We start from the raw sequence: 20,594 nt of genomic DNA on the forward strand, positions 1-20,594 counted from the left end.
AGTTCTTGTTATCCTAATAACTAGTTTAAAAAAAGAAATACTAAGGGAAGACACATGAAGGGATTTTTTTTGGGATTCTTACTGCTGATCTCAGGTTACTGTTATAGTATAAATCTTACCATTGGCACCGCACCCCAAAATCCCCCTTTCGGCGATTTGGCTGATAATCAAAACAATTTTTTCGGTTTTGACATCGATATAATGATGGAAATTTGTAAACGAATAAATGCCCAATGCGCTTTTAAGCCCATTGTTTTTAATCAGCTTTTTCCAGATGTTCAAGACGGAAGTATTGATTTGGCAATTGGGGCAATCACTATTACCCCTGATCGCTCGGAAAATTTTTTATTCAGCTTACCTTATATGGAAAGTAATGCGCGCTTTTTAACATTAGCTACTTCTACCATTAATTTACCGGATGACATTAAAGGTAAAATAGTTGGGGTGCGCAAAGGAACTCCTTTTAAGACTTTAGCTCTTTCCATTTATCCTGGAGTAACCATTAAAGAATATGATATGGTTTCTGACGTTTTGGAAGCCTTAAAAAGTAAAGCCGTTGATGTAGTAATACTTAATGATGCCTCTGCCAAGTATTGGGCAGCAAATAATAGTGACGTATACAAAATAGTCGGTAGCAGCTTACCAGTTGGAGATGGTTATGCGATCATGGCCAATAAAAGGCAAGTAGAGCTTATTAGCCAGATCAATACCAGTATCTTAGAAATGGAAGCCGATGGGACCTACTTATCTATTTACTCGCGCTATTTTGGTAATTAATCTCTAAAATTATTAAACTGCAAGGGGAGCTCAATTTTTGATTTTTTCAAATGAGCAATGGCTGCCTGTAAGTCATCTCTGTTTTTCCCAGAAACGCGTACTTTATCCCCTTGAATAGAAGATTGAACTTTCAATTTGCTTTCTTTTAACTCTTTTACAATGTCCTTGGCAACAGGCTGATCAATCCCCTGTTTAAACTTCATAGTAAGGAGGTAATTTTTGCCACTATGTATAGGTTCCTCTTCTATATCGACACCTGATGCATCCACCCCTCTTTTAGTGCAATGATTACGGAATAAATCCTCTAATTGTCTCACTTGAAAGTCAGACTCAGATTTTAAAGTAACCGTTAAGTCCTCTAAGATTATCGAGGCCTCCACACCACGAAAATCAAATCGTGTGCTCACTTCACGATTAGCATTTTCCACGGCATGCCGTAATTCCACCTCATTAATTTCGGATACCACATCAAATGAAGGCATACTTACTCCTACCTAAAAACATATAGATAGCACGCTTTCGCGTGCTTTGAAAAATTAATAACCAGTAGAATTTCCGCTTTGTGTATTATCACTATTATCGGTAGTGCTCATGCTATCCGTTTTTGAAGAAGCTTCATCTGCCTTCGTATTGGAGGTAGCATCATTATCGGAAGCACCTATTACTATTTGATCATTTACTTTAGTCACACCTTTCACCGATTTTACAACATTCATGATATTTTGTTTTTCTTGTTGTGTAGCAATTTTTCCTGATAAGAAAACTTGACCATCTTTGGTTTCTACACTAATAGACCAGGCAGGTATATCTTTTCCCATAATATCGTTTTGTATTAAAGCGCCTTTTACTTTAGCAGTAATGTAAGTGTCATAAAGAGGCTGGCTGCTGTCTTTTACTGTCAACTGATCCACATTAATATCACTCACGCCTTGTACTGACTCCGCAGCAGTAATAACCTTATCATAATCAGTATCAGAAGGAAGTTGACCAGTTAAATAGACTACTGCCCCTTTAACTGAGACTTTTACCTTACCAGCGTAATCAGTTAAGGCCCGATTAACTTCCGAAGTGATAGCTGCATCGCTTCTTTGTGTTGTTTGAGTAGTAGCACTGGCAGTACGGTTATTGTTCATTGAGGCATTATTATCTGCAATAGCACTTCCTGCTAATCCACTACAAATTAGCAATGCGACTGCTTTTAATTTTATACATTTATCCATAATAAGTCCTTCCTGTTGTTATTATTAAACTCTTAAATGTTAGTTGATTTTTTCAAGGAAGCAAGAAAATAACCTTTTAAATATTCTATACTTTTTATTAAGTAATCAAGATATGGATTCCCTTATGTTATGGCTTGCTGTTTTGTTCTTAGTAATTGCCATTTTGACGGCTGTATTTGGCTTTGGGGGGATAATTACCATAGCTATGGATATCATTTATTTTTTATTCTATCTTTTTATCTTTATCTTCATTGTCTTATTAATCGCCAGCTTAAATTCAAGAAGAAAACCTCCTCCCGAATAGCCTCTAAAAAAATTTAATAAATCTATTTAAAATTCAATATGATTAGAGGTATGCTAATCGGGCAATTTTTATTAAGTTATGACTATTATTGTTATTTTAGGGAGAAAATTATGAAATCTTTGGTTCTGAAAGCTGCCTGTGTCGGACTTATGTGTGCAAGCTTCTCTTCTTTTGCTGAAAAAGTAGTAATCACTGGGGAACCGGTTATTTTAGACAAACGCGGTGACGTGTACTATGTACCCAGTACGGTAACTGCTTCTACCACTACTTATCATTATGTTACAGTTGATGGAACAAATAGAGTTTGTTATGCAGATCCACAACCGCAATTAGCATCTTTAGGTTTAATGGCGATTCAAGTAAATGTAGGCGGTACCACAGCTACTTGGAATTGCTATGAGTACAATACTGAATATTTTACAGTGACACCTTAAGCTTTATTAAAAAGCTAGCGGCCATGCCGCTAGCTTTAAGTACTTTACACTGAACAAGATACCGCAGCGGGTAAAGTGCGCGAAAGAACATGATCCAGACCACCAAACTGACGCACGAGATCTCCCAAATCACCTCTGGTTAGAGAACCAATTTCCTGGTCATTAAGAGGATCGGAAGTTTCACCACTAATAATTGCTGCAAGTTTCCCAGCGGCTTTCACCTTGAAAGCGCGACCATCGGATTCAGCAGTACCTTTTGCTATACTAGCTAAAAACCCAAGCACATGGCCCTTATACACAGGTCCCTGTTCCCTTTCATCCGCATAAGCAATTAATTCTTGACGAAGAAGGTCTAAGTCTTCGACTTTTTTAGCCTCAAGACCTAATGCTGAACTTTCATTAGGAGAGCCAACTTCCGCACTCACGTCAAGCCCGGCAACAATATCCTCAAATGGAGCTCTGTTTTCGGCATAATCGGATCCAGGAGTATCTTCGGAAAGTACTTCTTGGCTCCCGCGTTGCACCGGCGTACCAGGTTGAAAAGGAAACGTACTTTCCATCTCTTTATACGCTGCCATAAAAGGGTTAACAACCTTTTGGACGTAATGGGATTTACCTAATTGCTCTTCAGTACGGGCTCCCTTCAAGATAGCAAATACCTCTTCCATCGTCGCAAGCGGTTTGGCTTTTAATTCTGCTATATTTTTATCGATATAAGTATGTTGTTTCTTTCTGGTAAAGAATGATTCGCGTGCTGCTATTTGTGCTTTTTCATTAGTTAAATACGCAATTGCAGCTGCAGCAGGCAACCCGATTGTTCCCATAGGACCGCTGCTACTATAAGTATTATGGGGCGCATTTAATTCACCGAAATTTTTTGTGCGCAAAATAGAAACTTGTTTGTAATTTGAATCTGTTTTGCGTTGTTGTTTACCTTGCTCAATTTCAGCGGATAAACTTTCTGATAAAGCAACTTCTGCTGCAGTTAAAGAAGATTTTGCAATTAAAGCATCGCGTTGCGCTATTTTTTGAGTTAAAGCGGAATCAAATTCTTTTGAATAAGCATTCTCATAAACATATGCGTGTAAATAACCATCTGTAGTTACCTCAACATGCATACCAACATTACAATTTACCGGGGCGGACACTGCGTGTAACAATACATCATCAAACCCTAGGTGCTTTAATTCTTCCGCCATTTTTTGGGCGAGCGTTTTTTCTTCATCAGGTATTAACAGGCCTGCTTCAGGAGCAATTAAATAGAGATGTTTAAGTGCAGTTCTATTCTCTGGAATTAATTTAGCAAAATCTGCTGCCAGTTGCTTTGGGGTTTTACCACCAAGCGTGCTAGCATTCATTTCAGTTTGAGCAACTAACATCACTTGTTCAACGGGGGTATCCAGTGGTCTATCGGGATTTAATTGTATTGCAGGTTTTTTGGTAATGCTTACTAAAGTTGCAGCGGTACCGAAATCTACATCATTAACATACAAAATTTTCATATAATCATCCTTAATTGTTAAATACCATTTATCCATAAATGCTATTTCCCGGATCTAATAGAATATACCCTATTTTTTTTCAAAACAACCATTAATTTTTAAGGAAATGTTTACTATATTTTTTAATAACTTAAGCAAGGAAAAAAATGGAAAAATATATCGACAGGCAAGAAGCTGGAGAAATTTTAGCGAAAGAATTAATCGGCTATAAAAAAGTAAAAGACACTATTATCTATGCATTGCCAAGAGGCGGGGTACCCGTTGCATATCAAGTGGCAAAAAAACTTGATTTACCCTTAGACGTTTTTATTGTAAGAAAATTAGGAGTCCCCGGGCATGAAGAACTAGCATTCGGCGCGATAGCTGGTGAAAATACTGTTTTATATAACGAGCGAATTATTCGTGATTTATCTATACCTAAAGAAGTTGTAGAAAAAATAATTGCTAAGGAAAAGAAAGAATTAGAACGCCGTGAATTAAATTATAGGGGGAATATTCCTCATCCTGACATAGAAAATAAAACTATTATTCTAATTGATGATGGAATAGCAACAGGAGCCACCATACGGGTCGCTATAAAAGCCCTTAGAGAACAAAATCCACGGGAAATTATTTTAGCAGCCCCCGTAGCCTCTTTAGCAACAATCAAAGAAATGGCAGTCGAAGTCGACAAAATATATTGTCCCCTTCAGCCCGTACAATTTTTTGCAGTAGGTTTGTGGTATGAAGATTTTTCGCAAACGACAGACGAAGAGGTTCGTGAATTATTAAAATTATCAAAAAAAATGTAAGTTGGAACAGAAAAAGGCTTCTCACTATTTTTTTAATGTAGGTTGGCGCCATCAGGCCAACAAACGACCTCGCAAAGGAGTGTTGGGCCTATCGGTGCCAACCTACAATTGCGCATCTTTTTTGCTTTTTAAAAATGAGAGGATTCCTCAGGCCTTCGGCACCTACGAATTTACAATCACTCCACCATTCGGATGCAATACTTGTCCTGTCATGTATGAGGAGTCTTCGGAGGCTAAATAAACATACGCCGGCGCAATTTCTGAAGGTTGACCTGCTCTTTTCATAGGAACCTGGTTACCAAACTCTTCAACTTCTTTAGCTGAAAAAGTAGAAGGAATAAGAGGGGTCCAAATAGGTCCCGGAGCAACAGCATTTACTCTTATACCCCTGGCTATCAAATTTTGGGATAGTGAACGCGTCAAAGCAATAATCGCCCCTTTAGTTGCAGAATAATCGAGAAGATGGTCACTACCTTTATAAGCTGTTACCGAAGTAGTATTTATAATAACATCTCCCTTTTGAAAATGCGGTAATAGGACTTTTATCATATAAAAATACGAAAAAAAATTCGTTTTAAAAGTAGCCTCTAATTGTTCGCAACTGATTTCCTCAATAGAATTTTTAGGATGCTGCTCTGCAACATTGTTTACTAATATATTGATTCGCTTGGCTTCTTTTAATGCATTTGTTACTAAAGTTTCACAAGCATCATAACTTTGAAGGTTTTCCGGCATTAGCCAACAGGTTTTCCCTATTTTTTCGATAATAGATTGTGTTTTTTTTGCATCTTCATGCTCATTCAGGTAATGAACAATGACATCCGCACCCTCCATTGCAAAAGCACAAGCTACAGCCCGGCCAATACCGCTATCTCCACCAGTAACTAATGCGATTTTCCCTTCTAATTTTCCACTACCGCGGTAATGAGGCGCAATAAATTCCGGTTGAGGATGCATTTTGGACTCAATTCCTGGTTGTTTATTTTGATGTTGGGGAGGCTGTTGTGATTTATCTTTTAATTTTGTCATTTTCCACTCCTTGGTAAAGACTCTATAAATGGTTTTATACGATTCCTGCAAATAAATCCAATTGACCATTCATACTTTGGTTTTTCTTTATTAATTGTGAACAATCCAAATCAATAGAAGGAGTGGTGTTTATATTAAATCGTTTGCAAGCAAGTCTAAAGCGAGTCTCCAATAAAGAAGCAAATTGACCTTCCCCTCGCATTCGTTTTCCGAAGGCGGAATCATACTCCTTCCCGCCACGCATTTGTTTAATTAAACTCATCACATGTTCTGCCTTTTGGGGAAAATGCTGGCCTAGCCATTCCTTAAATAAATCTTTTACTTCATAGGGTAAGCGAATTAAAACATAGGCTGCGTGTTTTATTCCGGCTTCACTGATAGTGCGTAGTATTTTTTCTAACTCCATATCATTTACCATGGGTATAACAGGGGCTACCATAACATTCACCGGAATATTCTGTTCTATTAAATTTTTCGCCACCCTGACTCTTGCCATAGGGGCTGATGTCCTTGGCTCCATAATACGTTTTAATTCAATGGACAATGTAGTAATACTTACATTAACTCTCACTAAATTGTGCTTAGCCATTTTACTCAAGATATCTATGTCTCTTTCAACTAAGGAATTTTTTGTAATTATAATAACGGGATGCTTGTGCTCCCAAAGAATTTCTAAAAGACTTCTTGTAATCTTTAATTCCCCTTCGACAGGTTGATAAGGATCGGTGTTTGCTCCAATTACGATAGGTTTGCAAATATACTTTGCTTTATTAATTTCACGTTTTAATAACTCTGCAGCATCCTCTTTATAAAAAATTTTAGTTTCAAAATCCAAGCCGGGTGATAGATTTACGTAAGCATGAGAAGGCCTGGCATAGCAATAAATACAACCATGCTCACAACCACGGTAAGGGTTTATAGATTGTTCAAATCCAATGTCGGGTGAGTTATTTCGCGTAATAATTGTTTTAGCCGGTTCTGGATATAAAAAAGTTTCAAGCGGCGGCATTTCCTCCTCTTCCTCTCCCCAGCCATCATCATACTTCTCATAAGTATTAATCTCAAAACGCCCATGCGGGTTGGAAATAGCGCCGCGGTTTTTAGTGTTTGGTTTTTGTTTCATATATTTTTTTTTGAAAAAATAGATTCATATTGGCTTAATTTTAATTCTGGTGATCATTATTTGGAAGTTAATTTTATTCGCCTGTTATACTTACTACATAGAAACGATATTTTCTTTGCGTATGGTTAAAAGTAATAAGGACATTGCTGATTATCTATATCAATTTTCGGATCTTCTAGATGCCGCCGGAGCAGACCGTTATCGTGTAAGAGCCTATCGACGCGCGGCACGAGAATTATTAAAAGAAAAAGAAATTATCCTCCAAAATCCTCAATTCGATTTAACTTCCATACCTGGTATTGGCAAGAAAATTGCCTCAGTTATTCAACATATAATTGTAAATAACCAATTACCTGAAATAATAAATTCTTCCGCTGATAAGAAAGTTACTGGCAAACGACCACGCAAATTTCTACGCCTCTATCATGCTCTGCCTATTGCCTATCATTTAGAAAGGCTTTTAAATAAAATCCCTGAAGTAACCAAAGTGGCCTGGTGCGGAGAAATCCGCCGCAAAGTCGAAGTAGTCACTTCGCTGGATTTTTTAATCTGTACAGAGGATTTCAACACAATAATCGAACATTTAAGTGATCAGAACGAATTACACCATATCATTGAGCAGGCAGATGATTTCTTGCATGGCGTTTTATGGTCAGGTGCTATTTTGCATCTCTATAATGCCTCAAAAAGTTTTTTTGGCGCCAGGTTATTAATGCTTACAGGAAATCAAAAACATTTGGAAGAACTCAAACAACACGCACAAAATCATTCTTATCAACTGAACAATAAAGGTCTTTATAAAAATGAATATAAAGTTGCGGGGCAATCAGAAAAGTCCATTTACACCCATCTAAAACTATCTTACATAGAGCCTGAACTAAGGGAAGGACGTAATGAAATATCAGTCGCTATAAGGCATCAATTACCCAAGTTAATCACATTGAAAGATATAAGAGGTGACTTGCATTCTCACACCACTGAAACAGACGGGAAAGAATCTTTAGAGACTATGGTAAGGGGAGCCATAGAATTAGGTTATGAATATGTAGCTATCACCGACCATTCAAAACGCTTAACTATTACCAATGGGATGGATGAAAAACGATTGCTTAATCAAATTAAACAAATTGATAAACTGAATGAACAGTTGTCTCATTTTCGCATTTTAAAATCTATTGAGGTTGATATCTTGGAGGATGGCTCCTTGGATTTAACAAATGATGTCTTAAAAGAATTAGACATAGTGGTATGTTCCATTCATTCACGCTTTAGAATTCCAGAGCACAAACAAACAACTAGAATATTAAAGGCTATGGATAATCCTTATTTTAATATCCTCGGCCACGCTACTGGTCGTTTAATCAAATCCCGACCTGCGTATGAAATTAATTTGCAAAAAATTTTTGAGGCTGCGAAAGAAAGAGGTTGTTGTATAGAACTCAATGGTCAACCTTATCGTTTAGATATTAATGACTTGTACTGCCAGATGGCGAAATCGATTGGAGTAAAAATGGCAATTTCTAGTGATGCGCATAGTGTAAGAGAATTGAGATTTATGCAATTTGGTATTTATCAAGCAAGAAGAGGATGGTTAGAAAAAAGCGATGTTATTAATGCCCATGGTTGGCGAACGTTAATGCGGATGATTAAGAGGATATAAAATACTTCACACATCTTGAATATATGAAAGAGTAGAACTTGAAAAAATTCCCGCATTTCGCGGGAACTCGAAATAAAAAAGTATTTTTCAGCCCGAAACCCTTTAAGTCTCCCTCTAATTACATACCTTGCTTTTTATTTTTATCCTGGCTTGACTGCATGGGGGAACTTTGAAGACCTTGGACTCTTGCACCCAAGGCATATGGATCTTCTTTTTTACCTTGTTCGGCAGACTTACCTTTTTTTGCTTGAGGTTTTGTTTTAGGAGTACTCTCGTGCTTTGCTAATTTAGCTGAGGGTGCTTTTTTTGTGCTTGTTTTCTTTCCATTTGCACTTTTTGCTTTAGATTTTTTGCTTTTTCCTTCCGTTTCTATTGGAATATTACGGCTTTCGCTTGAAGCTTTTTGATTGCTCGTATTTTTACCACCAAATTGATTTTGTAGAGGTGCCAGGCTTTTTGCCATGGATAAAGAAATCTCTTTAAAATATTCTAAAGTAACATGACCATTATGAATAAACATATGCAGTTGTTTTTCTAGCAAATCATTGTCAGGCATCTGGAAAAAATTTTCAGGTTTTAGCATGGGCATGGTAGTAAAATACTTTTCCAACAGACTCGCATAAGGTGCCGTTAAATTAGAGAACATATTTAACGGATTATCACGATTATTTTGCATTATAAATCTCCTTTTATATTGCGTTGCACAAATTAGGTTAGGGAGGTATTTTTATTTTGTCAATTAACTGACCTCTTTTTTGGCTTTATCCCAGTATTTCATAAGGTCTTTAAAAGAATGGTTTTTCAAAGAAGCCAACCCATCTTTCTGCGCCAAATCTTTTACCGCATTTAACCTTCGTTCAAATTTATTCGTGGTTAATTTTAGGGTTTCTTCCGGATCTAATTTACAGAAAACACATAAAGAGATTACCGCATGAAATAGATCGCCAATTTCTTCTTGTAAGCCTTTTGGGTTTTGACAGGACTCCACCTGAAGGTGCTCAATTATTTCATTTATTTCACTCTTTATTTGAGCAATGATTTGATCGGTGTTTTCCCAACTAAAACCAAAATCGTCTGCATCTGCTTCTAACAACTCCATTCTTTTCAATATATTCATAGCCCCTCAAAAAGGTAGTGACTCTTTTGCGAATTTTGTACTAATATATACGCAAGGAGCTCCAAAATGCTATTTTGATTTGTCAATTTTTGCGTCTAGGAAACCCCGAGAAAAACCCAATAAGTGAACGATTACTCGTTTTTAACTTATTAGGCACAAACCTTGCCGTGCAAATCGAGCAATTTGAAGTATCAGACATACTTTAGAAACAAGGACTGTTTCTAAATAGATTTTAACAAGAATAAAAAAAGGATTTTTTATGACTTTAGCTATTACCCATCATTTTGATAATCAAGAGCAATTTCTTTCTACCAAAAAACCGAAAGTTCACTTCACTCGCGAAGACGTGGAAGATTTTTTAGTATTACTCACTCCCATCGTTGGGCAGTTAACCCCTGCGGAACTCCAAAAAAATAATTTCATTCTCTGGTTAGTGGAGTGCTTGCAATTCTCCCTTCAAGAAAAGAACGCAAGGCATTCCGTGCAAATATGTGGGTTACTAGGAATACTGGGCGCTAAATTTCCTGAAATGGTCCTCCCTTATTTTTCAATTTCTGATGGAAAACGTCCTTTATCCCTGATTTTGATTGCTACTTTATCGCAAAATGAGGAGATAGCGGCCTCAATTCAAGCTCTCTTTCAAAAAATATTTGCTGCAGCCCCACTCCCTACAGTAAAAATGCTCATACAAGGGGCTTTAGGAACCAATGGGTTTATAGAAATAACACGTGGTTTATGGGGTGCAATTGGTGTTAATAAAAATCAAAAAAACGCTTTATTTTTTATAGGTATGTTGCAAGGTTTTTTAGACACCAGCCCTGATAAATTTGATGAACAATTGGCGAAAGTTATCGCGCAAGGACGCTTTAAAGAAAAAACGGTTGGCTATTTACTGATTCTTTCGCTTTATCAGGCGGTATTAACCAAAGATGATCTGGTACTAAAAGAATTAGTGGCCCTTTTTAAAAGAGCATTACGATTACCCGGCAAAAATCAATTATGCAAAGACTTAACTTTCCGGGAAAGTAGTGAGAAAGCCCATGGTTTATACATTGCTCTTATGGCTTTAGAAGGGGCTACATTATGCGAAAACTCTCTAGCTATAAACGCTATCTTGGAATTACTCAAAGAATTACCTTTTACGGAAGAGTTCGTAGACTCTTTAACTACCCCCCTCACCATTCGCACAATAGGGACTAAAAAAGCAGAAACCGAGAATGGTCTGCTTTATCTCGTTTTAGCACTCAAAAATACCTTGGATTGCAATCAATTCAACAACGAACTCTATGATTATTTATTCCAGGTTGTAAGCGCTCCGCGTATGCAAATACAAAGTGCTTTAACACAATCTATTTATTACGAAAATCGTACTATAACGACTTTAGAAATACTCTTTCGTATGCACTCAGGAAGTATTCCAGATAGTAATGAGCAGAAGAAGATAGAAAGATTAATTCACGCGGTTATCGAAACGCATTTCAGTGACTTTATCGCCCCATTGGCAATCGGACCTACTGAAGTTATAGAAAGAAAAGGGGGGCCAGAGTTTTCACCCGGAGCAAGGGCAGCCTTTGGATTTTGGAAAGAGTATATAAACCGTCCAGCGCTTCAAGTAAGTTTAGGCGTAAATTTACTTGTTTAGGGGTTCAATATACCTACCGGTTTGCATGAATGGTGCAAACCGGCTCTATTGCGTAGTATGTTAACTTCCTACATTAATAATTCCGCTTTCTTTTATAATAATTCCCGCTTAAATTTAAAATTGGAGCCAGTATATAGTTTAACTATTGAAGAGGCATATAATTTTAACCTATATGGCCAACAAGTTTCATCCAACAAGACGGGATTATATATCTCAAAGTTATGTGCTCAATTGGGCAGCGAATGGATTTGTTTTTAATGCATCGACAGCATTAAAAACAGCTTCAACTCTGCGGACTGGCTCAGGTTGAAAGAATAAAAATTTGCCATTAACCAAATAGTTAACACCAACAGCTAAACCATAGATAACGCCTAAACCCAATATCGCTAAAACAATGTTACCAACAATTTGCTGTAAGTCAGGGGAGAAGGAAGTCATATTATTTAAAAAGCGATTCTTAATCTGAAATGCCCTTGCCCTAAAGTACAAATAATCTTCCAGATTATGCTTGCTTTTTATATATTTATCGTATGCCGTAGAAAAGTCGTCATGGAGTTCAGTGAGAATATCCCGATTAATATTCATTTGGCCTAGTTTCCCAATATTACTTTGTATCTGGACTATCAACTTAGTAAACTGTGCACGAAGCAGTAACTCTTCATGTTGTGATTTCACCATTTGGACATCTCCACAAAAAATCCGATCTTACAGGTTTTGAAATTATTTTCATCAAAACTGTTTTATCTTTTTAGTTGGCAAGCTTAAATTTTTTACGCAGATTAGAAGCGAATAAATAGATTGTAACTATTGCTATTTTAAGACAAGCTCCAAACATGAATCTTTTTGTCTACAGTATTTCCCGGATTCTACTCTATTTTTCCAATTTACCCTTCTAACTGGATGGTGATGTCGCGAGCAGAAGACAAACCATGGTCATCTAATACACGCACAACATATTTACCGGATTTCGCGTTCCACATAAATGGGGTTGAAGGGGCTGTTTTTCCTAAAAAGGTATCATTTATAAACCAATAGACCATGCGCACATCTGCATCCGTAGTAGCAGATAAGGGAATTTCCATGGTTTTTTGTGTTCTTGCATTAATTATATAGCGCACGCCTTCTTGTAATGAGGTAATCTGCGGTGCAAAACCGCGTGGGTTAAGGACTATACAACCTTTCATGAAAGGAGGAGGGATACGCCTTTGAATCCCGGCTTGTTTAAAAATTTTTAACAGATCGGTGGACCAAAATTCGTATACTTCAAAACGGGTATCTTTATCGGGATGGCAGGTTTGTAATCCGCTTCTGCTATCAATTGCTACTTCTCGATAAATATTATCAATTTTTATGGGTGATCTTCCGGGAATAAACCAAGTCATTTCCAGTTCCGGGCAATAGCGGGTAGGCAGCAGACCAGATGCTTTACAAACGGCTACCTTCGTTAAATTGAGCCCACGAGAAGAAAGAGACAATGGAGGCATTCCTTTTGTATTTTCTTTAACTGCAGCGATTACTTCAAAAAATAAAGGAGCCGCGATATCTTTACCTACCAACGCTTGGTTACTTTGATTATTAAAATTTCCTAACCATACTGCTAACACATAAGGCCCAAACGCTCCTACTGTCCATGCATCCCTAAACCCGGAAGAGGTTCCTGTTTTCCAGGCTATAGGAAAGTTAGCATTGGAGAAAACTAAATTATCAGGTCTTACAGTGTCTTTAAGCATATCTAATACTAAAAAGCTGGCTTCTCTTGAAAAGAGACGTACTCCACTACCAAGAGGCTCATTAACAAACTTTCGAATAGGCTTCCACTGGCCCTCGTTTACCAAGGCGAGATACAAACCAATTAGTTCTCGCATAGTAAGTTCTGCACCCCCGAGTGCAAGGGCTAAACCATAATAATTTTCTGGTTTTAATTCACTTACCTGCGCTTTTTCTAGTAATTGATACAGGGTATTTTTTTTTAATTGATTGGTAAGGTAAAGTGCAGGGATATTTCTACTAAGAATAAGCGCATCTTTGGCGCGTACAGGGCCTAAAAAATCATAATCGAAATTTTCCGGGTTATATCCTGAAAAACTTGAGGATACATCTTTTAAAACGGTGTAAGGGTGAATAACCCCTTCGTCAAGCGCTAAAGCATAAATAAATGGTTTTAATGTGGAGCCTGGCGATCGTTTTATTGCCGTTCCGTTAATTTGTCCTTGAATACGTGGATCAAAAAAATTAGTCGAACCTATCAACGCTTTTATTTCCATATCGCGACGATCCACTAACATTAATGCCGCATTACTTACTCCCTTATTTTTTGTCCTGCGAGTATAAGATTGCAAAACATGCTCCAAAGCATGTTGTAAGTTTAAATCCAAGGTGGTAACGGCATTGAGTGAGGGCTTATTTTTATCCATCAGAATTGCATTGGTAAAATGAGGGGCTTCAAATGGAAGGTGGCGAGGAGAGCGCATTTGCACGGGTAATTTAAATAAATAAGTCTGGTTTTTATCTTCTTGGTGTAATTTTACCCAGCGGTCAAATAATTTATTTCTAACGGAAGTCATTCCCATTTTGTCAGGCACTCTTTTTGTGGGATTTTGGGGAATAACGCTGAGCGTGAGCGCCTCTGGAAGAGAAATATTTTTCACCTTTTTATTAAAATAAATGAGACTGGCTGCCCCTACTCCTTCAATATTCCCGCCATAGGGTGCAAGATTTAAATACGCCTCAAGAATCTCTTCTTTACTGTAATGCATTTCTAATTGCAGGGCGCGAATAATTTGCTTTAATTTACCTGCCCAATGTTTTGACTGAATGTCAAAACGCAAACGGGCTACTTGCATGGTAATAGTAGAAGCACCAAACCTTCGCGTATGAAGAACATACGTTTGCCAAAAGGCCTTAGCCATAGCTAAGGGATTAATACCAACGTGTTGCCAAAAATACTGATCCTCTTGAAGTAGCGTTGCTTCGATCAGTGAAGGTGAAAAAGATTGCAGAGGGGTAAAAACACGGTATTTTTCGTCCTGACTGATGGTAAGACGTAATAACTCATTATTTTTATCAAAGACGGCGTAAGAAAATGGGATGCCCTCTAGCAAAGCAGGCTTAGGCAAGAAAAAAAGTATTAATAGCCCACTGACAAATAATCCAACAAGGGTTAAGCTAATTATTTTAAAAAATTTCATAGACAACCTCATTCGCCCCAGGATTATATATGAATAAAAGCAAGTCTTCTTCTCCTTTCACCCGCGTTGCCGCATTCTTCGCGCTCATCCTCGGCCGAATAAACTGGTCAAGCCCCCCCTGGATTAATTATTTTCGCCTCCGTTCGAAAACACATCCTAAGGCTTTCTGGACGTCATTCATAACCCTGTTTGTTTTATTAGGCATGGGAGTGGGAACTTATTATTGGTATAGCCAATTACCAAAACCACAATTAATTACCGCCAATATCACTACTCCCAAGGCGCCCTTCATTACTGAAGAAGAAGAAATCCCCCCGCCTGATCCCCTAACCATTGTCTTTGGCTTAAAAACCGAAGGGCAAGAGGAATTGACCCCGCAATCAGTAGCACCTCTTGATTTGGTCGGGAAAGAGGTAACCAAGGGGGTAGAGATAACGCCCTCCATACCGGGAAAATGGTATTGGTCTAATGATAATCAACTTCTGTTCTCCCCTACCGATAATTGGCCCGCAGAGCAAAAATATACCGTTCGATTCAATAAGGATTTTTTTGCGAAAAATGCGCACATGGAAGATTATGCTTATACTTTTATCACTCCGTCCTTTCAGGCCAAAATTACAGATTTTACTTTCTACCAAGATCCTGTCGACCCAAAATTAAGACAAGCAGTTGGCACTATCCACTTCAATTACCCTGTAGATCCGCAAAGCATGGAAAAAAATACTGTGCTCAGCTTGGAGGCTCTTAAGAACCAAAAAATAGAACCCAAATATTATCACTTTAATATCACCTTTGATAAGCAAAATCGAATTGCCTATTTACGCTCCGAACCCATCACTTTAACGGACACTCCCAAATATTTAATTTTAGAAGTTAAGCCGGGAGTACACCCTACTACTGGTAAAGGAGAGTTAGGTGCTTCTTTATCTAAAAACCTATTAATTCCTGATATTAGCAATTATTTAAAAATTAATGCGGCGAAAGGAGAAATAGTTCGCGACGCGCAAGATAGGCCAGAGCAAATTTTGGCTGTGGAAACGACACTGGGGGTGACCGAGAAAGAACTTCTTCAACATATGCATGTATATCTTTTACCAAAAGATTACCCCGCCTCGGCAATTCATGAAGAGAGGAAAGACTATGAGTGGACAAATCCAGGAGAAGTAAATCCAACGATATTAGCATTATCACAACCGCTGGCTTTAGAAAGTATTCCTGCTGAGTTTAATTATTCAACCCTGCATACCTTTCGATTTTCAGCACAGACTCCCCGCTATGCCTATGTCAAAATAGATAAAGGTTTGCGCGGACTTGATAACTTCAAACTAAGTAATAACTTCGCAACGATTATTAAGGTTCCTGAATATCCTAAAGAAATCAGATTTCTCCATAAGGGAGCCTTACTTTCTTTAAGCGGTGAAAAAAAGCTATCTGCTTTAATTCGAGGGGTTCCTGCTGTTAAATTCAGCTTTGCTCGTATACTTCCTCAAGATATCAATCAATTAGTAACTCAAACACAAGGTGATTTTAATAACCCTTATTTTATTAACTCTAATTTTAACCAGCAAAATATCAGTGAAATTTTTTCGGAAATCCAACAATTTAATGCTAGCGATAATAAACAACAATACACTTCATTAGATTTTGAAAAATACTTGGCGAATGCAGCTAATAGCGGTGGACCGCAAGGGCTCTTTCTCTTGCACGCGCAAGGGTGGGATAGTGAAAAAAACGAACCGATTGATGTGAGCGCTAATCGACTCGTTTTAATTACTGATTTAGCCATGATTGTGAAAGATAATCAGGATGGCAGCCATGATGTTTTTGTACAATCCATTAGCCAAGGAATACCGCAGGCAAACGTGACCATTACTGTTTTGGGAAAAAATGGTTTACCTATTCTTTCTGTTCCTACAGATATGGAAGGCAGGGCAAATTTTCCCTCATTAAAAGATTATATTGAAGAAAAAGAACCGGTCGTTTATTTAGCAGCATTGGGTACGGACGTTTCATTTATTCCTTACAATAACAGTAATCGCCAATTAAATTTTTCTCGCTATGATGTAGGCGGCCTGTATACGAGCAACCAAGAATTAAATAGTTTAAGCGCCTATTTATTTTCAGACAGAGGGATATACCGGCCTGGAGATACTGCACATCTTGGTATTATTCTTAAGCAGGCATATGCAGCAGCACAACCTCCAGGACTTACGGTCCAACTATCTATTAGTGACCCACGCGGAACGGTTGTCTCTGATAAAAAGTTTTCAGTAGACGAGCTGGGGTATTTAACCTATGACTTCCTGACACAAGAAACGTCCCCAACCGGCCAATATTATGCAAATCTGTACTTAGTAAAAGACGATCACCCGGAGAATTATCTGGGGTCCGTTAATTTTAAAGTGGCGGAATTCCAACCCGACAGGATGCGGATTCAATCTTCTTTTTCTAGTATTGACAATAAAGGTTGGGTCTCCCCTGACAATTTACTCGCTAAAGTTGTTTTATGGAATCTTTATGGTGCTCCCGCCGCTGACCGAAAAATTGCAGCTAGAATCCTTCTGGAGCCCAAAATTATTTCTTTTGTTCAATATCCCGAATATATCTTTTTCGACCCTCTTCTTGACACAAAAAAACAGGGGAAGGTTTTTACCGACACTTTAAAGGACCAAAAAACAAACGGGCAAGGCGAGACAGTTTTTAACTTAAACTTGCAACGTTTTGCCAAAGCAAGCTACCAACTCACTTTTTTTGCCGAAGGATTTGAAGCCGAGGGAGGCAGAAGTGTAACAACCCAATCCTCTGTATTAGTAAGCCCACTGCCATACTTTATAGGCTTCAAGTCCGATGGGGATTTGCAATTTATTAAACAAAATAGCCAAAGAAGCGTTAATTATTTAGCTATCAACCCGCAATTAAATCCGATTGCTTTGTCCGATCTGAAAATCCAGTTAGTCTCATTACAACCCGTTTCCACTTTGGTAAAAAAAGCAGATGGTACTTACCAATATCAATCCATAATGCAGAGTAAAGTTATTAAGACAGAGCCACTAACTTTAACTGAACAGGGTTTAAACTATGCACTACCTACACAAAACATTGGTAATTATGCGCTCAATATTCTTGATAAGAATAATACTGAAATCAGTCAACTTAAGTTTAGTGTGGTGGGCGACAGCCAGCAATCACTCGCTAGAAATGCCGAGCTAAGCGTTAAGCTGAATAAAGAAGCTTATGCGGCAGGCGAAGATATTGAATTGCAAATAACTGCTCCTTATGTGGGCACTGGACTTATAACTATTGAGCGAGAAAAAGTTTATGTCAGTAAGTGGTTTAAGACAGAAACGACAAGCTCATTACAGACCATTCATATTCCTGAAGATTTTCAAGGCAACGGTTATGTCAACGTAGCTTTTGTAAGAGATTGGAATTCTCCCGAGATTTTTATCAATCCATTGAGTTATAGTGTCGTGCCTTTCTCGGTAGATAGCGAAATACACAAGGTTAATATAACTTTAAATACAGCTAGTGAAGCAAAGCCAGGAGATAACTTTGCCATTGAATATGCAACAGATAAGCCAGGAAAAATAATAGTTTTTGCAGTAGATGAAGGGATTTTGCAAGTTGCTCGCTATGCAATGCCTGAGCCCTTAGCCTTTTTCTTTCAAAAAAGAGCATTGGAAGTTATTACGCAACAAACTGTCGATCAGATTCTTCCCAAATTTATACGCGAAAGAGAGCTCTCTTCGGTAGGCGGTGACGGCGGAGAAGATCTCCTTTCGCAGTACTTGAATCCATTTAAACGAAAAACAGATTTACCAGTTGTTTTTTGGTCTGGGCTTTTAGAAAGTGACGCCAATGTGCGCAAAGTTTCTTACCCTATTCCTGATTATTTTAATGGCACTTTACACGTCATGGCTGTAGCAGTTTCTCTGGATGCGGTAGGCTCTTCTGAAAAGAAAGCGGAAGTAAAAGGTGATTTTATTATAAATCCCAACGTTCCTACTTTCGTCAGTCCCGGTGACGAATTTGAGGTTACTGCAAGTATCGCCAATAATTTAAAAAATGCAGGAGAAGACCCTATAGGAGTTAATCTCGAAGTCTCTCCAGAGTTACAAGTTGTTACAGAAAATCCTCATGAAATAATAATTCCTGCAGGCAAAGAAGCGGTCATACGGTATCGACTTCGCGCTCTTAATCAACTGGGAAATGCAACGCTTACTTTTTCTACTCGCAAAGGTGATAAAGAAGCTTCTATTATTTCTTCTCTTAGTATTCGCCCGGCAACTGCGTTTTCAACCACGGTTATTAGTGGAAGAGATAATGATGAAAAAAGGGTAGTGGACCTCAGACGTGCTTTATACCCTGAGTTTCGTACCGTTACCGCGGCATTATCGAGCAGCCCTTTAATTTTGGCGGCTGGATTACAACGCTATCTCGACAACTTCCCCTATGGTTGTACCGAGCAGCTCATCAGTAAAGCTTTCCCATTACTTATTATTGGCGATCAACATTGGTTAACGGACAACCCTCAGGAGGTAGAGGAGAAAGTTAAGCAAACCATTTCGCTTCTTGCTTTTAGACAAATGACCAATGGTAGTTTCACTTACTGGCCCGGTAGTATCGACAACCAAAACAATCAATTCATTTCTGTGTATGCTATGCATTTTCTAACCGAAGCGTATGAGTATGAATATTCTATTTCTGATGAGATGTATGATGCAGGTTTAGATTATTTAATGCAGCTCGCTTCTGCCAACGCTACCAGTTTAGAAATGGCACGCAACCAAGCTTATGCTATATACATTCTTACCAGAAACCAGGTTGTAACTTCAAACTATATAACCAATCTCATTTTGTATTTAGATAAGTCTTACCCTTCTTGGAAACAAGAAATTATAGGAGCCTATATCGCTGCTTCATTTAAATTGCTCAAAAATGATAAAGAAGCAGAGCAGTTAATTAGAGCCTATCAACCTAATGCTTCTAGGCAATCTGACAGCGATTTTTATGATCAAAACTCTGCCAACGCCCAATACTTGTACTTGCTTGGTAACCATTTTCCTGCATTATTAGAGAAGCAAGATGAAAATTTAGTATTAGAAATCACTTCTAAACTGAATAGCGATGAAATTAATACTATCTTTTCTTCTTATGGCATTTTAGGGTTAGGTTCTTATGCCGCAAAGGAAACGGATGCCTGGACGGGTTTAAGTATCGCGCAAAAATTAGCTAATAATAATGAGCCTACACTTCTTAACTTAAATGATAATTATGGTGTAGCCCCTTTAAGTGAAAATGCAATCGCCGCAATTTTCCTGGATCAACAGCGAAAAAATTATTTTTATCAAGTTACTGAGTCCGGCTTTGATAAAAATATTCCCAAAGAGAGTGTAGCGCAAGGTATCGAGGTATATCGTGAATATCGCTCTAAAGAGGGTCAGGTCATTAACACGACTAGTTTGGGAGAGGAAATCGAGGTACACATCCAAATACGTGGCCTGAGTGAACACTATCTGTCCAATATCGTCATTCTTGATCTGCTGCCGGGCGGATTCGAAGTTGTGCAAGACAGCATCAAAAAGGAAATAACGTATATGGATTATTTTGACATTAGAGAGGACCGTGTCATATTTTTTGGCAGTATTGATTCGAATAGCCGTGAAATTGTTTATCGAATAAAAGCAACGAATGTCGGGACATTTACTGTTCCGGCAATTCAGGCAGAATCGATGTATAATCCCAAAATAAAGGCAAATGGGGTAGGTAGTAGTATTTCCGTGGTGGCAAACGACAAATCTTGATGA

At 38.1% G+C, this 20,594-nt stretch carries 16 protein-coding genes; 7 read left to right on the plus strand and 9 right to left on the minus strand.

The window, feature by feature from the left end; genetic code table 11:
* Window positions 1-54: 54 nt before the first annotated feature.
* Window positions 55-777, plus strand: a complete 723-nt coding sequence (locus EL206_RS00890; RefSeq protein ID WP_058463218.1) for a transporter substrate-binding domain-containing protein — start codon at window positions 55-57, stop codon at window positions 775-777.
* Here the strand turns inward: EL206_RS00890 and EL206_RS00895 are convergent.
* Together EL206_RS00895 and EL206_RS00900 are read right to left on the minus strand one after the other, a co-directional pair.
* On the minus strand, window positions 774-1,259 hold the full coding sequence (locus EL206_RS00895) for a YajQ family cyclic di-GMP-binding protein (RefSeq protein WP_058463217.1): 486 nt from the start codon (window positions 1,257-1,259) through the stop codon (window positions 774-776). The genes EL206_RS00890 and EL206_RS00895 overlap by 4 nt on opposite strands.
* 54 nt (window positions 1,260-1,313) lie before the next feature.
* Complete coding sequence (locus EL206_RS00900; RefSeq protein ID WP_058463216.1) at window positions 1,314-1,997, minus strand: BON domain-containing protein; 684 nt, start codon at window positions 1,995-1,997, stop codon at window positions 1,314-1,316.
* Window positions 1,998-2,121: 124 nt separating this feature from the next.
* On the opposite strand from EL206_RS00900, the gene EL206_RS00905 reads away from it, so the two are divergent.
* Together EL206_RS00905 and EL206_RS00910 are read left to right on the plus strand one after the other, a co-directional pair.
* Window positions 2,122-2,301 (plus strand): DUF1328 family protein, encoded by a 180-nt coding sequence (locus EL206_RS00905; protein ID WP_058463215.1) that lies wholly within the window; start codon window positions 2,122-2,124, stop codon window positions 2,299-2,301.
* Between the two features lie 110 nt (window positions 2,302-2,411).
* Window positions 2,412-2,735 carry a hypothetical protein gene (locus EL206_RS00910; protein WP_058463214.1) on the plus strand — a complete coding sequence of 108 codons (324 nt, stop codon included), beginning with the start codon at window positions 2,412-2,414 and terminating at the stop codon, window positions 2,733-2,735.
* Between the two features lie 44 nt (window positions 2,736-2,779).
* On the opposite strand, the gene EL206_RS00915 is transcribed toward EL206_RS00910, so the two are convergent.
* Window positions 2,780-4,237: a hypothetical protein gene (locus EL206_RS00915; RefSeq protein ID WP_058463213.1), complete on the minus strand. Its 1,458-nt coding sequence runs from the start codon at window positions 4,235-4,237 to the stop codon at window positions 2,780-2,782.
* 146 nt (window positions 4,238-4,383) lie between these two features.
* Here EL206_RS00915 and EL206_RS00920 point away from each other — a divergent pair, with 146 nt between their 5' ends.
* Window positions 4,384-5,028 (plus strand): phosphoribosyltransferase, encoded by a 645-nt coding sequence (locus EL206_RS00920; RefSeq protein ID WP_058463212.1) that lies wholly within the window; start codon window positions 4,384-4,386, stop codon window positions 5,026-5,028.
* A gap of 162 nt (window positions 5,029-5,190) precedes the next feature.
* Here EL206_RS00920 and EL206_RS00925 read toward each other — a convergent pair whose 3' ends face one another.
* On the minus strand, window positions 5,191-6,057 hold the full coding sequence (locus tag EL206_RS00925; protein WP_058463211.1) for an SDR family oxidoreductase: 867 nt from the start codon (window positions 6,055-6,057) through the stop codon (window positions 5,191-5,193).
* Window positions 6,058-6,091: 34 nt separating this feature from the next.
* Window positions 6,092-7,180: a PA0069 family radical SAM protein gene (locus tag EL206_RS00930; protein WP_058463210.1), complete on the minus strand. Its 1,089-nt coding sequence runs from the start codon at window positions 7,178-7,180 to the stop codon at window positions 6,092-6,094.
* Window positions 7,181-7,301: 121 nt separating this feature from the next.
* On the opposite strand from EL206_RS00930, the gene EL206_RS00935 reads away from it, so the two are divergent.
* Window positions 7,302-8,840, plus strand: a complete 1,539-nt coding sequence (locus EL206_RS00935; protein ID WP_058463209.1) for a DNA polymerase/3'-5' exonuclease PolX — start codon at window positions 7,302-7,304, stop codon at window positions 8,838-8,840.
* Window positions 8,841-8,958: 118 nt separating this feature from the next.
* Here the strand turns inward: EL206_RS00935 and EL206_RS00940 are convergent, their stop codons facing one another.
* A complete protein-coding gene (locus EL206_RS00940) occupies window positions 8,959-9,516 on the minus strand; it encodes a hypothetical protein (protein ID WP_058463208.1) in 558 nt (185 codons plus the stop codon).
* A gap of 63 nt (window positions 9,517-9,579) precedes the next feature.
* Window positions 9,580-9,957 carry a MazG nucleotide pyrophosphohydrolase domain-containing protein gene (locus EL206_RS00945; protein ID WP_058463207.1) on the minus strand — a complete coding sequence of 126 codons (378 nt, stop codon included), beginning with the start codon at window positions 9,955-9,957 and terminating at the stop codon, window positions 9,580-9,582.
* A 259-nt stretch (window positions 9,958-10,216) separates the two neighbouring features.
* On the opposite strand from EL206_RS00945, the gene EL206_RS00950 reads away from it, so the two are divergent.
* A complete protein-coding gene (locus EL206_RS00950; RefSeq protein ID WP_058463206.1) occupies window positions 10,217-11,599 on the plus strand; it encodes a hypothetical protein in 1,383 nt (460 codons plus the stop codon).
* 219 nt (window positions 11,600-11,818) lie between these two features.
* Here the strand turns inward: EL206_RS00950 and EL206_RS00955 are convergent, their stop codons facing one another.
* Together EL206_RS00955 and pbpC are read right to left on the minus strand one after the other, a co-directional pair.
* The gene (locus EL206_RS00955) at window positions 11,819-12,277 is read right to left on the minus strand and encodes a hypothetical protein (RefSeq protein ID WP_058463205.1); all 459 of its coding nucleotides are present in this window, start codon (window positions 12,275-12,277) and stop codon (window positions 11,819-11,821) included.
* Window positions 12,278-12,483: 206 nt separating this feature from the next.
* Complete coding sequence (gene pbpC, locus EL206_RS00960; protein WP_058463204.1) at window positions 12,484-14,787, minus strand: penicillin-binding protein 1C; 2,304 nt, start codon at window positions 14,785-14,787, stop codon at window positions 12,484-12,486.
* A 29-nt stretch (window positions 14,788-14,816) separates the two neighbouring features.
* On the opposite strand from pbpC, the gene EL206_RS00965 reads away from it, so the two are divergent.
* Window positions 14,817-20,591, plus strand: coding sequence for an alpha-2-macroglobulin (locus EL206_RS00965; protein WP_058463203.1), 5,775 nt, complete (start codon window positions 14,817-14,819; stop codon window positions 20,589-20,591).
* Window positions 20,592-20,594 lie beyond the last annotated feature (3 nt).

The sequence above is a fragment of the Legionella adelaidensis genome (genome assembly GCF_900637865.1).
Taxonomy (GTDB): Bacteria; Pseudomonadota; Gammaproteobacteria; order Legionellales; family Legionellaceae; genus Legionella_A; species Legionella_A adelaidensis.